This window comes from Escherichia sp. E4930, from assembly GCF_005845405.1.
GTDB lineage: Bacteria > Pseudomonadota > Gammaproteobacteria > Enterobacterales > Enterobacteriaceae > Escherichia.
Map to the genome: position 1 here is coordinate 387228 of NZ_VCDZ01000004.1, position 15066 is coordinate 402293.

Here is a 15066-nt window from a genome sequence, read left to right on the forward strand (position 1 = left end):
TTTCCGGTGACAGGAAAATGACAAAATTGTCATTTTGCCAATAAGCGATTGCCATCTGATCCCGCTACTCTAGAATTGCCCGGGCAACATGCGGAGGAAATATGAAACTGTTGATTGTCGAAGATGAAAAGAAAACCGGAGAATACTTGACCAAAGGGTTAACCGAAGCCGGTTTTGTGGTCGATTTAGCCGACAACGGACTGAATGGCTACCATCTGGCGATGACCGGTGATTATGACCTGATAATCCTCGATATTATGCTGCCGGACGTGAACGGCTGGGATATCGTGCGCATGTTGCGTTCCGCCAATAAGGGGATGCCGATTCTGTTGCTTACCGCGCTTGGCACCATTGAACATCGCGTCAAGGGGCTGGAGTTGGGGGCGGATGACTATCTGGTGAAGCCGTTCGCGTTTGCTGAACTGCTGGCGCGGGTGCGCACTCTACTGCGGCGCGGGGCGGCGGTAATTATCGAAAGTCAGTTTCAGGTTGCCGACCTGATGGTCGATCTCGTCAGCCGCAAAGTCACCCGCAGCGGCACGCGCATCACTTTGACCAGTAAAGAGTTTACTCTGCTGGAGTTTTTCCTTCGCCATCAGGGCGAAGTGCTGCCCCGTTCGCTTATCGCCTCGCAGGTGTGGGACATGAATTTTGACAGCGATACCAACGCCATTGATGTGGCGGTGAAGCGGCTGCGCGGCAAAATCGACAACGACTTTGAGCCAAAGCTGATTCAGACCGTGCGCGGCGTGGGTTACATGCTAGAGGTGCCGGATGGTCAGTAAGCCATTTCAGCGCCCGTTTTCGCTGGCAACACGCCTGACCTTTTTTATCAGCCTGGCCACCATCGCGGCGTTTTTCGCCTTTGCCTGGATCATGATCCACTCGGTAAAAGTGCATTTTGCCGAGCAGGATATTAATGATTTAAAAGAGATTAGCGCCACGCTCAAGCGCGTTCTTAATCACCCTGACGAAACGCAAGCCCGACGCTTAATGACGCTGGAAGATATCGTCAGTGGTTATTCCAATGTGTTGATTTCCCTGGCAGATAGCCACGGCAAAACGGTGTATCACTCCCCCGGTGCGCCGGATATCCGCGAGTTTACGCGTGACGCCATACCCGATAAAGACGCGCAGGGCGGCGAGGTGTATCTCCTTTCCGGCCCGACGATGATGATGCCAGGGCACGGTCACGGGCATATGGAACACAGCAACTGGCGGATGATTAACTTGCCGGTTGGCCCGCTGGTTGACGGCAAACCGATTTATACGCTCTACATCGCGCTTTCGATCGATTTTCATCTTCATTACATAAATGATTTGATGAATAAACTTATTATGACCGCATCGGTAATCAGCATCCTGATCGTCTTTATCGTGCTGTTGGCGGTACATAAAGGTCACGCGCCGATCCGCAGCGTCAGCCGTCAAATCCAGAATATCACCTCGAAAGATCTCGACGTTCGCCTTGACCCGCAGACCGTGCCGATTGAGCTGGAACAGTTGGTATTGTCGTTCAACCATATGATTGAGCGCATTGAGGATGTCTTTACCCGCCAGTCCAATTTCTCAGCGGATATCGCTCACGAAATTCGCACGCCGATTACTAATCTCATTACGCAAACGGAAATCGCCCTCAGCCAGTCGCGCAGCCAGAAAGAGCTGGAAGATGTGCTCTACTCTAATCTCGAAGAGCTGACGCGAATGGCGAAAATGGTCAGCGATATGCTGTTTCTCGCCCAGGCCGATAACAACCAGCTAATCCCCGAAAAGAAAATGCTCAACCTGGCGGATGAAGTCGGCAAAGTGTTCGATTTTTTCGAGGCGTTAGCAGAAGATCGCGGCGTGGAGCTGCGGTTTGTTGGCGACAAGTGTCAGGTTGCGGGCGATCCGCTGATGCTGCGTCGGGCGTTAAGCAACCTGCTTTCTAACGCCCTGCGTTATACGCCGCCCGGAGAGACAATTGTAGTGCGCTGCCAGACGGTCGATCACCTGGTGCAAGTTACCGTCGAAAACCCCGGTACGCCCATTGCGCCCGAACACTTACCGAGATTGTTTGACCGTTTCTACCGCGTTGACCCCTCCCGCCAGCGAAAAGGCGAAGGTAGCGGCATTGGGCTGGCGATAGTGAAATCGATTGTTGTCGCGCATAAAGGCACGGTTGCGGTAACGTCGGATGCGCGGGGGACAAGGTTTGTTATCACATTACCCGCTTAATCATTCAGCAAATGGCAGCTTTTATAACCAGTGTAAAAATAACGTGCCGCAATAATCCTACCTATTAATGATAAAAAGCTGTCACGATTCATAAAAAACCTTAATATACGCCACCCTAAACATAACCAGCGTTAATGTAAGGTTTTTGTGTGGACTGGCTTCTTGATGTTTTTGCTACCTGGCTATATGGCTTAAAAGTAATCGCGATAACGTTAGCGGTCATTATGTTCATCAGCGGGCTGGACGATTTTTTCATTGATGTCGTCTACTGGGTACGCCGCATTAAGCGCAAGTTGAGTGTTTATCGCCGCTACCCGCGAATGAGTTACCGCGAACTGTATAAACCAGATGAAAAACCGTTAGCGATTATGGTTCCGGCGTGGAATGAGACTGGCGTCATCGGCAATATGGCCGAACTGGCGGCAACCACGCTCGACTACGAAAACTATCATATCTTTGTTGGCACTTACCCCAACGACCCTGACACCCAGCGTGATGTTGACGAAGTGTGCGCTCGCTTCCCGAATGTGCACAAGGTGGTCTGCGCGCGTCCTGGCCCCACCAGTAAAGCAGACTGTCTGAACAATGTGCTGGATGCCATTACCCAGTTTGAACGTAGCGCCAATTTCGCCTTTGCTGGTTTTATCCTGCATGATGCTGAAGACGTGATTTCGCCAATGGAATTGCGTCTGTTCAACTATCTGGTCGAGCGTAAAGATCTGATTCAGATCCCGGTGTATCCGTTCGAACGCGAATGGACGCACTTCACCAGCATGACCTACATTGATGAGTTTTCAGAACTGCATGGCAAAGATGTTCCGGTGCGTGAAGCCCTCGCCGGACAGGTGCCCAGCGCAGGCGTCGGCACCTGCTTTAGCCGCCGCGCCGTGACCGCACTATTGGCCGACGGTGACGGTATCGCTTTCGACGTGCAGAGTCTTACCGAAGATTACGATATTGGTTTCCGCCTGAAAGAAAAAGGCATGACGGAAATTTTTGTCCGTTTTCCAGTGGTCGACGAAGCCAAAGAACGCGAGCAGCGTAAATTTTTACAGCAGGCGCGGACGTCAAACATGATCTGCGTGCGCGAATATTTCCCCGATACCTTTTCGACCGCGGTTCGACAAAAATCTCGCTGGATCATCGGCATTGTTTTCCAGGGCTTTAAAACCCATAAATGGACCTCCAGCCTGACGTTGAACTACTTTCTGTGGCGCGATCGCAAAGGGGCAATCAGTAACTTTGTCAGCTTCCTCGCGATGCTGGTGATGATCCAGCTTTTGCTGTTGATGGCGTATGAAAGCTTGTGGCCCGATGCCTGGCATTTTCTTTCTATTTTCAGCGGCAGCGCATGGTTAATGACCCTGCTGTGGCTAAACTTTGGCCTGATGGTTAACCGCATTGTGCAGCGGGTGATTTTTGTCACCGGTTACTACGGTTTGACACAGGGCCTGCTTTCCGTCCTGCGTCTGTTCTGGGGCAACCTGATTAACTTTATGGCTAACTGGCGCGCGCTGAAACAGGTTCTTCAGCACGGCGATCCGCGTCGCGTCGCGTGGGATAAAACGACGCACGATTTCCCCAGCGTGACTGGCGATACCCGTTCGTTGCGCCCATTAGGTCAAATTCTGCTGGAAAATCAGGTCATCACCGAAGAACAACTCGATACGGCACTGCGTAATCGCGTCGAAGGTCTACGCCTGGGCGGTTCAATGCTGATGCAGGGGCTGATTAGCGCCGAGCAGCTGGCACAGGCGCTGGCAGAGCAAAACGGCGTGGCGTGGGAATCCATCGATGCCTGGCAGATCCCTTCCTCGCTGATTGCCGAAATGCCGGCCTCCGTGGCGCTGCATTATGCGGTACTGCCGCTGCGTCTGGAAAATGATGAGTTAATTGTCGGCAGTGAAGATGGTATTGACCCCGTTTCGCTGGCGGCGCTGGCGCGTAAGGTCGGGCGAAAAGTACGTTACGTCATTGTTCTGCGTGGACAAATTGTCACCGGATTACGTCACTGGTATGCACGTCGGCGCGGCCATGACCCGCGGGCAATGTTGTACAATGCGGTTCAGCATCAGTGGCTCACGGAACAGCAGGCCGGTGAAATCTGGCGGCAATATGTGCCGCATCAGTTCCTGTTCGCCGAAATACTGACCACGCTCGGTCATATTAATCGTTCAGCCATTAACGTGTTGTTATTGCGCCATGAGCGCAGCTCTCTGCCGCTCGGCAAATTTTTGGTCACCGAAGGCGTTATCAGCCAGGAAACGCTGGATCGCGTACTGTCAATTCAGCGCGAATTACAAGTTTCGATGCAATCACTATTACTAAAAGCAGGTTTAACCACCGAACAGGTTGCACAACTGGAGTCCGAAAATGAAGGAGAATAACCTTAATCGCATCATCGGATGGTCTGGTTTGCTGCTGACGTCCTTATTGAGTACCAGCGCACTCGCAGACACTATCGGCACCAGCGCAGAAGAGCTGGGGCTGAGCGATTATCGCCATTTTGTTATTTATCCCCGTCTCGATAAGGCGCTGAAGGCACAGAAAAATAACGACGAAGCAACCGCCATCCGCGAATTTGAATATATACACCAGCAGGTGCCGGATAATATTCCGCTGACGTTATATCTGGCGGAAGCCTATCGCCATTTTGGTCATGATGACCGCGCGCGATTATTGCTTGAGGATCAACTGAAACGTCACCCTGGAGATGCCCGACTTGAGCGCAGTCTGGCGGCAATTCCAGTGGAAGTGAAAAGCGTTACGACTGTTGAAGAGTTGCTCGCCCAGCAAAAAGCGTGCGAGGCTGCGCCGACCCTGCGTTGTCGCAGCGAAGTCGGGCAGAATGCGCTGCGGCTGGCGCAGTTGCCTGTCGCCAGAGCGCAACTGGACGATGCAAAGTTTGCTGCATCGCCGGAAGGAAAAACGTTGCGAACCGATCTGCTGCAACGCGCAATCTACCTGAAACAATGGTCGCAGGCAGATACGCTATACAATGAAGCACGCCAGCAGAACACATTAAGCGCGGCAGAACGCCGTCAGTGGTTTGACGTGCTTCTTGCCGGGCAGCTGGACGATCGGATCCTGGCGCTGCAATCACAGGGGATCTTCACCGATCCACAGTCGTACATTACTTACGCGACCGCGCTGGCTTATCGTGGCGAAAAAGCACGCCTCCAGCGTTATCTCGCTGAAAATACGCCGCTATTTACCACGGACGCACAAGAGAAAAGCTGGCTCTATCTGTTATCGAAATACAGCGCCAACCCCGTGCAGGCATTGGCGAATCATCAGGTACAGTTTGCCGATAACCGCCAGTATGTTGTTGGCGCAACGCTACCGGTGCTGTTAAAAGAAGGTCAGTACGACGCGGCGCAAAGACTGCTCGCTACCCTCCCCGCCGATGAAATGCTTGAAGAGCGTTATGCCGTTAGCGTAGCGACCCGTAACAAGGCTGAAGCCCTGCGTCTGGCACGATTGCTGTATCAGCAAGAACCGGCAAATCTTACCCGCCTGGATCAACTCACCTGGCAACTGATGCAGGCCGGGCAGTCACGCGAAGCTGCCGATTTATTGCTGCAACGCTATCCCTTCCAGGGTGATGCGACCGTCAGCCATACTTTAATGGCGCGACTGGCGTCTCTGCTGGAAAGTCATCCTTACCTGGCGACGCCTGCAAAAGTGGCGATTTTATCGAAACCCTTGCCGCTGGCGGCGCAACGTCAGTGGCAAAGCCAGTTACCAGGTATTGCAGATAATTGCCCAGCAATCGTTCGTTTGCTTGGGGATATGTCACCTTCTTACGATGCTGCCGCCTGGAACCGCCTGGCGAAGTGTTATCGGGAAACACTCCCCGGCGTGGCGTTATATGCATGGCTTCAGGCGGAAAAAAGGCAACCGAACGCCTGGCAACATCGCGCCGTGGCTTATCAGGCTTACCAGGTGGAAGATTACAGCACCGCCCTGGCAGCCTGGGAGAAAATCAGCCTTCACGAAATGAGCAATGAGGATCTGCTCGCCGCCGCCAACACCGCTCAGGCAGCGGGAAATGGCGCGGCTCGCGATCGCTGGCTTCAACAGGCAGAACAACGTGGGCTGGGAAACAATGCCCAATACTGGTGGCTGCATGCGCAACGTTATATCCCAGCTCAGCCAGAACTCGCACTGAACGATCTCACGCGCTCAATCAATATTGCGCCTTCTGCCAACGCTTACGTCGCGCGGGCAACGATTTATCGGCAACGTCATAATGTCTCAGCGGCGGTGAGTGATTTGCGCGCCGCGCTTGAACTGGAGCCCAATAACAGCAACACCCAGGCGGCGCTCGGCTACGCCCTGTGGGATAGCGGTGATATCGCGCAGTCGCGGGAAATGCTGGAACAGGCGCATAAAGGGCTACCGGACGATCCGGCACTGATCCGACAACTGGCCTACGTGAACCAGCGTCTGGATGACATGCCTGCGACGCAGCACTACGCCCGGCTGGTGATTGATGACATTGATAATCAGGCGCTGATAACCCCATTGACGCCAGAACAAAATCAACAACGCTTCAATTTCCGCCGTTTGCATGAGGAGGTCGGTCGCCGCTGGACGTTCAGTTTCGATTCTTCTATCGGCTTGCGTTCCGGCGCAATGAGTACCGCTAACAATAATGTCGGCGGCGCAGCGCCTGGGAAAAGCTATCGTAGCTACGGACAACTGGAAGCCGAGTACCGCATCGGACGCAATATGCTGCTGGAAGGCGACCTGCTCTCAGTTTATAGCCGCGTCTTTGCCGAAACCGGAGAAAACGGAGTGATGATGCCGGTGAAAAATCCGATGTCCGGCACCGGATTGCGCTGGAAGCCGCTGCGCGATCAGATCTTTTTCCTCGCCGTTGAACAGCAGTTCCCACTAAACGGGCAAAATGGCGCCTCCGACACCATGCTACGTGCCAGCGCCTCGTTCTTTAACGGCGGAAAATACAGCGATGAGTGGCACCCGAACGGTCCTGGCTGGTTTGCGCAAAATCTGTATCTCGATGCGGCGCAATATTTTCGTCAGGATATTCAGGCGTGGACGGCAGATTATCGAGTTAGCTGGCACCAGAAGGTAGCGAACGGGCAGACTATTGAACCTTACGCTCACGTACAAGGTAACGGCTATCGGGATAAAGGTACTCAGGGCGCGCAGGTGGGCGGCGTCGGCGTTCGCTGGAACATCTGGACCGGCGAGACGCACTACGACGCCTGGCCGCACAAAGTCAGTCTCGGCGTCGAATATCAACATACCTTTAAGGCGATTAATCAACGTACAGGGGAGCGCAACAACGCGTTTCTCACCATTGGAGTGCACTGGTAAATGCGCAAGTTAATTTTCGTATTGCTGACACTTTTGTTGGTCAGTCCTTTTTCCTTTGCGATGAAAGGTATTATCTGGCAGCCACAAAATCGCGATAGTCAGGTCACCGACGCCCAGTGGCGTGGGCTGATGAGTCAGTTGCATTTGCAAGGATTCGACACCCTGATTATGCAATGGACCCGTTACGGCGATGCGTTCACCCAGCCAGAACAGCGGGCATTATTGTTTAAGCGTGCCGCAGCTGCGCAACAAGCTGGCCTGAAGCTGATTGTTGGTTTGAATGCCGATCCGGAATTTTTTCTGCATCAGAAGCAGTCATCTGCGGCGCTGGAGAGCTATCTTAATCGCCTGCTGGTCGCCGATCTCCAGCAGGCCAGATTATGGAGCGCCGCACCCGGCGTTACGCCGGATGGCTGGTATATCAGCGCAGAAATTGACGACCTGAACTGGCGCAGCGAAGCCGCTCGCCAGCCATTGCTGAAGTGGTTAAACAACTCACAACGGCTGATCAGTGATGTTTCGGCAAAACCGGTTTATATCAGTAGCTTTTTCGCCGGAAACATGTCGCCCGATGGCTATCGGCAACTGCTGGAACAAGTGAAATCTACTGGCATCCACGTCTGGGTTCAGGATGGTAGCGGCGTCGATAAACTTACTGCCGAACAGCGTGAGCGTTATCTGCAGGCCAGTGCCGATTGCCAAACATTCTCCCCCGCCAGCGGCGTTGTTTATGAACTGTTTGTCGCCGGTAAAGGTAAAACCTTCGAAGCAAAACCAAAACCGGATGCAGAAATTGCTTCGCTGTTAGCGAAACGTTCCTCCTGCGGCAAAGACGTGCTCTATTTCTCCCTGCGCTATTTGCCTGTCGCTCACGGCATTCTTGAGTATTAATGATTTAAGGGAGCAACTTTGCTTGCTCCTTTCCTTTTCACTTTCCTGGTCAAATATTAATTGGACACAAATAATCTGTGTAGCCCCTACTCAGAGGCATTATATAATCATATTCATGCCACCATATAACTTTTAAATAAGACCAATTATTCATCAGTTGCATTAGTATCAGTATATTCCTTTACACGGAAATATACTTTTATCTAATACACAAAGAGAGTCAATGATGAGTAAAATTACAGGTGTTTTAGTTGATAACCATATCTATGATATTAAAAATGATATGAAGGGTGGTTACAATTTTCCTAATAGCCTGTTCCCAGGCGCCACCTTCAAGATGGTCATTGATAATGACCCTGTTAATAATGATAAGGTAACATGGAGCTGTAGCACTGATGCAGACAATAATGCTCTGGCAGTGAGTCAGGATGGCACAGTGACTTTTCCGAATGTAGATGAAAGGTGCGTTTGGAAGATTTTTGCTATTTTCGCCACTGATAAAATAACGAATAAATCCGCCGGCGCTTATACTTTTCTCGTGAAGCGTTTTTTCAAATACAGCATTGAAAATTATAAATCAGTTAAAAATATTTTACCGTGGATTGAAAACATGAACGGAGAATTTCCTGACGCGCAGGATATCGACAGTTACGATTATAATGATCATAATTCAGGACATATTATCAAGCGAGAAGTTAACGCAGGACTTTACCAGGAATGGGGCAATGTAGCTAATAGCGGATGGAACACAAATAGTGAGGGTGCAGGTATTTGTAGCATTTACGCTTTTAATAAAGAAAATAATACTTATTATTGGCTGAAAAATGATGGGGTCAGACAGGAATTGAGCGGGGGTTTCCCCGCTCAGGCAGTTGCATCCTACAGTGACCCCATCGACTGATTACGTTTTTTGTCCACTATCATTTGAATTATTGCAGCGTAAAAAAGCAGCCCATATAAACATACGGGCTGCTTTTTATTAAACTCGAACGAAACTATTTTTAATGTGGTGCGCTTCGTGACAATAAGTTAATTACCAACACTCCGGCACAAATCAACATCATGCCGATAATGGCCGGCAGATCCAACCGTTGGCCGAAAAATCCCCAGGAAAGTAAACTAATCAGGACGATACCGACGCCTGACCAGATAGCATAAGCAATCCCTGTAGGAATATAAGCCAGCGTCTGAGCTAATAACCAGAATGATGCACAGTAACAAATAATTGTACCAACAGAGGGCCATAACCGTGTAAACCCCTCTGAAAACTTCATTAAGGTTGTACCAATGACCTCTGCAAGTATTGCACCACCAAGATAAATATAAGGGTTCATAGCCTATTCTTTCCTGTTAATACCGAAGAGAATTGTACTACAGTTTGAACCTAACTCATCAGTTTCCTCCTGGTGCATTCATTGATGTTCTTCATCAGTGCTTCAGGAAATGGGCGGATGAGAATCCATAGAAATGGTGCGTAGATATGCTCACCTTGCGCCTAATCATTTGACGGAGCACGCGAGGAAAACTGACGACATTTTTGGTGATGATGTCCCAAAGATGTTCCATTTCTGAAATTATGGGGAAATAAAGAAGGCGTAACTGATTGAATTGTAATGGCGCGCCCTGCAGGATTCGAACCTGCGGCCCACGACTTAGAAGGTCGTTGCTCTATCCAACTGAGCTAAGGGCGCATTACACCGCGAGATGCTGTAATCGCGTGAATTATACGGTCAACCCTTGCTGAGTCAATGGCTTTTGAACCGGTTGCTGAACAAGTGTACGGCGGTGTCTATTTATCTCACCATGAAAGCAAGGAAACACATATCCGCCCTCTGTCTGGAACAGGTAAACCTGTTTTTCATTTATAAAGAGTACTATTTTCTTACGTTACAGAAAATTGTGCGTTTATATGAGCCGGGTAACTATCAAACCAGCAACGCGCTGTTGCCCAAAAAAACAGCGGATTACGGATAGTCCAGAAAACGAAACCTGACAGCGCGCCCCGCTTCTGACAAAATAGGCGCATCCCCTTCGACCTACGTAACAGATGGAATCCTCTCTCTGATGGCAGCAAAGATTATAGATGGTAAAACGATTGCGCAGCAGGTGCGCTCTGAGGTTGCTCAAAAAGTTCAGGCGCGTATTGCAGCCGGACTGCGGGCGCCAGGGCTGGCCGTTGTGCTGGTGGGTAGCAACCCTGCATCGCAAATTTATGTCGCAAGCAAACGCAAAGCTTGCGAAGAGGTGGGATTCATCTCCCGCTCATACGACCTTCCGGAAACCACCAGCGAAGCAGAGCTGCTGGAGCTTATCGATGTACTGAATGCCGACAACACCATCGATGGCATTCTGGTACAACTGCCATTACCGGCAGGTATTGATAACGTCAAAGTGCTGGAACGTATTCACCCGGACAAAGACGTGGACGGTTTCCATCCTTACAACGTCGGTCGTCTGTGCCAGCGCGCGCCGCGTCTACGTCCCTGCACTCCGCGCGGTATCGTCACGCTGCTTGAGCGTTACAACATTGATACTTTCGGCCTCAACGCGTGGTGATTGGCGCATCGAATATCGTTGGCCGCCCGATGAGCATGGAACTGCTGTTGGCAGGTTGCACCACCACCGTGACTCACCGCTTCACTAAAAATCTGCGTCATCATGTAGAAAATGCCGATCTGTTGATCGTTGCCGTCGGTAAGCCGGGCTTTATTCCTGGTGACTGGATCAAAGAAGGCGCAATTGTGATTGATGTCGGCATCAACCGTCTGGAAAATGGCAAAGTTGTGGGCGACGTCGTGTTTGAAGACGCGGCTAAACGCGCCTCATACATTACGCCTGTTCCGGGCGGCGTTGGCCCGATGACGGTTGCCACGCTGATTGAAAACACGCTACAGGCGTGCGTTGAATATCATGATCCACAGGGTGAGTAACATGGCGACATTTTCTTTAGGTAAACATCCGCACGTTGAGCTGTGCGACTTGCTGAAACTGGAAGGCTGGAGCGAAAGCGGCGCGCAGGCGAAAATCGCGATAGCCGAAGGCCAGGTGAAAGTCGACGGTGCGGTTGAAACGCGCAAACGCTGCAAAATCGTCGCCGGTCAGACAGTGAGTTTTGCAGGTCACAGCGTACAGGTTGTTGCCTGATCCCTTTCCCGGCCTGTATCAACAGGCCGGTTCTCTTTTCAGACTTTTACCCTCTACGCCCCGTTCAGCCATGCTGATAGCATCGACATTTTGCCGAAGCGACCATCATGCCAACCGTTATTACGCACGCCGCCGTTCCCCTATGCATTGGTTTGGGGTTGGGTTCGAAAATCATCCCGCCGCGTCTGTTATTTGCCGGAATCGTCCTGGCGATGCTGCCCGATGCCGACGTATTGTCGTTTAAATTTGGCGTTGCTTACGGCAATGTTTTTGGTCATCGCGGGTTTACCCATTCGCTGGTGTTTGCGTTTGTTGTCCCGCTGTTATGCGTGCTAATTGGACATCGATGGTTCAGGGCTGGGCTGATTCGCTGCTGGCTGTTTTTAACCGTCTCGTTGTTATCGCACAGTTTGCTGGATTCGGTAACCACTGGCGGTAAGGGCGTTGGCTGGCTGTGGCCGTGGTCAGATGAACGCTTTTTCGCTCCCTGGCAGGTGATTAAAGTCGCGCCGTTTGCGTTGTCTCGTTACACCACGCCGAACGGGCATCAGGTGATAATTTCTGAATTGATGTGGGTATGGTTGCCGGGGATGGTGCTGATGGGAATGTTGTGGTGGCGCAGGCGATAACCGGATGCGAAAACTCGCATCCGGCAATAGCGCAATTACTTACGACGCCAGGTGGTCCCTTGCGGGCCATCTTCCAGCACGATCCCCATCTCGTTAAGACGGTCACGCGCCGCATCTGCCGCCGCCCAGTCTTTCGCTTTGCGGGCATCCAGACGTTGTTGAATTAACGCTTCAATCTCAGCCACTTCACTGTCGTCTGCCTGCGCGCCGCTTTGCAGGAACGCTTCCGGTTCTTGCTCCAGCAGGCCCAATACAGCGGAAAGTTTACGCAGGTGAGACGCCATTGCATTCGCCGCTGCCATATCTTCTGCTTTCAGACGGTTTACTTCACGCGCCATATCAAACAGTACGGAATAGGCTTCCGGGGTGTTGAAATCATCGTCCATCGCTTCAATAAAGCGCGCTTCAAACGCTTCGCCACCGGCAGGCGCAACGGTTTTATCTGTGCCGCGCAGCGCAGTGTAGAGACGCTCCAGCGCCGCACGCGCCTGCTTCAGGTTCTCTTCGCTGTAGTTCAACTGGCTGCGATAGTGGCCCGACATCAGGAAGTAACGCACGGTTTCCGCGTCGTAGTATTTCAGCACATCGCGCACGGTGAAGAAGTTACCCAGCGATTTGGACATCTTCTCGCGGTCAACCATCACCATTCCGGAGTGCATCCAGTAGTTCACATACTGACCATCATGCGCACAGGTGGACTGAGCGATTTCGTTCTCGTGGTGTGGAAACATCAGGTCAGAACCGCCGCCGTGGATATCAAAGTGGTTACCCAGCTGTTTGCAGTTCATTGCTGAACACTCAATGTGCCAGCCTGGACGGCCCGCGCCCCACGGAGACGGCCAGCTCGGTTCGCCCTCTTTCGACATCTTCCACAGAACGAAGTCCATCGGGTTGCGTTTGTCGTCGACCACGTCAACGCGCGCGCCTGCCTGCAGCTGGTCAAGATCCTGACGCGACAGCACGCCATAAGTCGGATCGGTCGGGACGTCGAACATCACGTCGCCGTTGTCCGCCACATAAGCATGACCTTTGGCGATCAGTTGTTCAGTGAGTTCAATAATTTCTGCGATATGGTGCGTCGCGCGCGGCTCCATATCCGGGCGTAGAATGTTCAAAGCATCAAAATCTTTGTGCATTTCGGCGATCATGCGATCCACCAGCGCTACAAAGCTTTCGCCATTTTCATTGGCGCGTTTGATGATTTTGTCGTCGATATCGGTAATGTTGCGCACATACTTCAGCTTATAGCCGAGGAAACGCAGATAGCGCGCAACCACGTCAAAGGCAACAAAGGTACGCCCGTGACCGATATGACAGAGATCGTAAACGGTGATTCCACACACGTACATGCCGACTTCCCCGGCGTGAATAGGCTTAAATTCCTCTTTTTGGCGTGTCAGAGTATTGAAGATTTTTAGCATCGAAGATTCCGTTTAGACATGTGTGGGTAATTGAGTTGCGTATAATACCCATATTTCCCGCGCGAATCAGCATACATTGCGAGATGATCCAATCGTGCGGTTATGCTATAACACCACCCTATATATGACCCGAACAGGGTTGAAGCACCAATCAAACGGAACAGGATGCAAAAATGGTTACTTTCCACACCAATCACGGCGATATTGTCATCAAAACTTTTGACGATAAAGCACCTGAAACAGTTAAAAACTTCCTGGACTACTGCCGCGAAGGTTTTTACAACAACACCATTTTCCACCGTGTTATCAACGGTTTTATGATTCAGGGCGGCGGTTTTGAGCCGGGCATGAAACAAAAAACCACCAAAGAGCCGATCAAAAACGAAGCCAACAACGGTCTGAAAAACACTCGTGGTACGCTGGCAATGGCCCGTACTCAGGCTCCGCACTCTGCAACTGCCCAGTTCTTCATCAACGTGGTTGATAACGACTTCCTGAACTTCTCTGGCGAAAGCCTGCAAGGTTGGGGCTACTGCGTGTTTGCTGAAGTGGTTGAAGGCATGGACGTGGTAGACAAAATCAAAGGTGTGGCAACTGGTCGTAGCGGTATGCACCAGGACGTGCCAAAAGAAGACGTTATCATTGAAAGCGTGACCGTTAGCGAGTAATCGTGGCGACACTCTTTATTGCAGATCTTCATCTCTGCGTGGAAGAACCGGCGATCACCGCCGGTTTTCTGCGTTTTTTAGCGGGAGAAGCCCGCAACGCCGACGCGCTGTATATTCTTGGCGATCTGTTTGAAGCCTGGATTGGCGACGACGATCCCAGCCCGTTCCATCGCCAGATGGCCGCAGCGATCAAAGCGGTGTCCGATTCCGGCGTTCCCTGTTATTTCATTCATGGCAACCGTGATTTTCTGCTCGGCAAACGCTTTGCCCGTGAAAGCGGCATGACGTTATTGCCGGAAGAAAAGGTGCTCGAACTTTATGGTCGTCGGGTGTTGATTATGCATGGCGACACGCTGTGCACCGATGATGCGGGTTATCAGGCTTTTCGCGCCAAAGTCCACAAACCCTGGCTGCAAACGCTATTCCTCGCCCTGCCGTTGTTTGTGCGCAAACGTATTGCCGCGCGAATGCGCGCGAACAGTAAAGAAGCCAACAGCAGTAAATCGCTGGCGATCATGGACGTTAACCAAAACGCGGTGGTCAGTGCGATGGAAAAGCATCAGGTGCAATGGCTGATCCACGGGCATACCCATCGCCCGGCGGTCCATGAACTTATCGCCAATCAGCAACCGGCTTTTCGCGTGGTACTGGGTGCCTGGCATACCGAAGGTTCGATGGTGAAAGTCACGGCGGATGACGTGGAGCTGATCCATTTTCCGTTTTAAATACCCGCGACTTTGCTGACTCCAC

Annotated in this window: 12 protein-coding genes, 1 tRNA gene and 2 pseudogenes; 12 read left to right on the forward strand and 3 right to left on the reverse strand. The window is 51.6% G+C overall.

Annotated features, from left to right (window positions below; genetic code table 11):
- The first annotated feature begins 101 nt into the window (after positions 1–101).
- The 6 genes from cusR to FFT88_RS08820 all read left to right on the forward strand — a co-directional run bounded on the left by cusR (position 102) and on the right by FFT88_RS08820 (position 9355).
- On the forward strand, positions 102–785 hold the full coding sequence (gene cusR, locus FFT88_RS08795; protein WP_000770953.1) for a copper response regulator transcription factor CusR: 684 nt from the start codon (positions 102–104) through the stop codon (positions 783–785).
- Complete coding sequence (cusS, locus tag FFT88_RS08800) at positions 775–2217, forward strand: Cu(+)/Ag(+) sensor histidine kinase CusS (RefSeq protein WP_135404641.1); 1443 nt, start codon at positions 775–777, stop codon at positions 2215–2217. The genes cusR and cusS overlap by 11 nt, the downstream gene beginning before the upstream one ends.
- Before the next feature lie 149 nt (positions 2218–2366).
- The gene (gene nrfB, locus FFT88_RS08805; RefSeq protein ID WP_135404642.1) at positions 2367–4604 is read left to right on the forward strand and encodes a cyclic di-3',5'-guanylate-activated glycosyltransferase NrfB; all 2238 of its coding nucleotides are present in this window, start codon (positions 2367–2369) and stop codon (positions 4602–4604) included.
- A complete protein-coding gene (nfrA, locus tag FFT88_RS08810; protein ID WP_135404643.1) occupies positions 4591–7563 on the forward strand; it encodes a bacteriophage adsorption protein NfrA in 2973 nt (990 codons plus the stop codon). Before nrfB ends, nfrA begins: the two co-directional genes overlap by 14 nt.
- On the forward strand, positions 7564–8454 hold the full coding sequence (locus FFT88_RS08815; RefSeq protein ID WP_130215581.1) for a DUF4434 family protein: 891 nt from the start codon (positions 7564–7566) through the stop codon (positions 8452–8454).
- A 223-nt stretch (positions 8455–8677) separates the two neighbouring features.
- On the forward strand, positions 8678–9355 hold the full coding sequence (locus tag FFT88_RS08820; RefSeq protein WP_135404644.1) for a hypothetical protein: 678 nt from the start codon (positions 8678–8680) through the stop codon (positions 9353–9355).
- Positions 9356–9455: 100 nt separating this feature from the next.
- On the opposite strand, the gene emrE is transcribed toward FFT88_RS08820, so the two are convergent.
- Positions 9456–9788 carry a multidrug efflux SMR transporter EmrE gene (emrE, locus tag FFT88_RS08825; RefSeq protein ID WP_001070440.1) on the reverse strand — a complete coding sequence of 111 codons (333 nt, stop codon included), beginning with the start codon at positions 9786–9788 and terminating at the stop codon, positions 9456–9458.
- A 94-nt stretch (positions 9789–9882) separates the two neighbouring features.
- Here emrE and FFT88_RS08830 point away from each other — a divergent pair.
- A pseudogene (locus tag FFT88_RS08830) lies at positions 9883–10026 on the forward strand (integrase); the annotation flags it as partial.
- Between the two features lie 42 nt (positions 10027–10068).
- Here the strand turns inward: FFT88_RS08830 and FFT88_RS08835 are convergent.
- A tRNA-Arg gene (locus FFT88_RS08835) sits at positions 10069–10145 on the reverse strand.
- Between the two features lie 373 nt (positions 10146–10518).
- On the opposite strand from FFT88_RS08835, the pseudogene folD reads away from it, so the two are divergent.
- From folD to FFT88_RS08850, 3 genes and pseudogenes are all read left to right on the forward strand, one after another.
- Positions 10519–11384 (forward strand): annotated as a pseudogene (gene folD, locus FFT88_RS08840) (bifunctional methylenetetrahydrofolate dehydrogenase/methenyltetrahydrofolate cyclohydrolase FolD).
- 1 nt (position 11385) lies between these two features.
- Positions 11386–11598, forward strand: a complete 213-nt coding sequence (gene ybcJ, locus FFT88_RS08845) for a ribosome-associated protein YbcJ (RefSeq protein WP_000190288.1) — start codon at positions 11386–11388, stop codon at positions 11596–11598.
- A gap of 107 nt (positions 11599–11705) precedes the next feature.
- Positions 11706–12227 carry a metal-dependent hydrolase gene (locus FFT88_RS08850; RefSeq protein WP_135404645.1) on the forward strand — a complete coding sequence of 174 codons (522 nt, stop codon included), beginning with the start codon at positions 11706–11708 and terminating at the stop codon, positions 12225–12227.
- A 35-nt stretch (positions 12228–12262) separates the two neighbouring features.
- Here the strand turns inward: FFT88_RS08850 and cysS are convergent, their stop codons facing one another.
- Positions 12263–13648, reverse strand: coding sequence for a cysteine--tRNA ligase (gene cysS, locus FFT88_RS08855; protein WP_000912345.1), 1386 nt, complete (start codon positions 13646–13648; stop codon positions 12263–12265).
- Between the two features lie 173 nt (positions 13649–13821).
- Here cysS and ppiB point away from each other — a divergent pair, with 173 nt between their 5' ends.
- A complete protein-coding gene (gene ppiB / locus FFT88_RS08860) occupies positions 13822–14316 on the forward strand; it encodes a peptidylprolyl isomerase B (RefSeq protein WP_059225529.1) in 495 nt (164 codons plus the stop codon).
- A 2-nt stretch (positions 14317–14318) separates the two neighbouring features.
- Positions 14319–15041, forward strand: coding sequence for a UDP-2,3-diacylglucosamine diphosphatase (lpxH, locus tag FFT88_RS08865; RefSeq protein ID WP_130258571.1), 723 nt, complete (start codon positions 14319–14321; stop codon positions 15039–15041).
- Positions 15042–15066 lie beyond the last annotated feature (25 nt).

Coding starts and splice junctions, on each gene's coding strand:
- cusR (WP_000770953.1), top strand. CDS start 102: ATGAAACTGTTGATTGTCGAAGATGAAAAGAAAACCGGAGAATACTTG.
- FFT88_RS08815 (WP_130215581.1), top strand. CDS start 7,564: ATGCGCAAGTTAATTTTCGTATTGCTGACACTTTTGTTGGTCAGTCCT.
- ybcJ (WP_000190288.1), top strand. CDS start 11,386: ATGGCGACATTTTCTTTAGGTAAACATCCGCACGTTGAGCTGTGCGAC.
- nfrA (WP_135404643.1), top strand. CDS start 4,591: ATGAAGGAGAATAACCTTAATCGCATCATCGGATGGTCTGGTTTGCTG.
- cusS (WP_135404641.1), top strand. CDS start 775: ATGGTCAGTAAGCCATTTCAGCGCCCGTTTTCGCTGGCAACACGCCTG.
- cysS (WP_000912345.1), bottom strand. CDS start 13,648: ATGCTAAAAATCTTCAATACTCTGACACGCCAAAAAGAGGAATTTAAG.
- FFT88_RS08820 (WP_135404644.1), top strand. CDS start 8,678: ATGATGAGTAAAATTACAGGTGTTTTAGTTGATAACCATATCTATGAT.
- FFT88_RS08850 (WP_135404645.1), top strand. CDS start 11,706: ATGCCAACCGTTATTACGCACGCCGCCGTTCCCCTATGCATTGGTTTG.
- ppiB (WP_059225529.1), top strand. CDS start 13,822: ATGGTTACTTTCCACACCAATCACGGCGATATTGTCATCAAAACTTTT.
- emrE (WP_001070440.1), bottom strand. CDS start 9,788: ATGAACCCTTATATTTATCTTGGTGGTGCAATACTTGCAGAGGTCATT.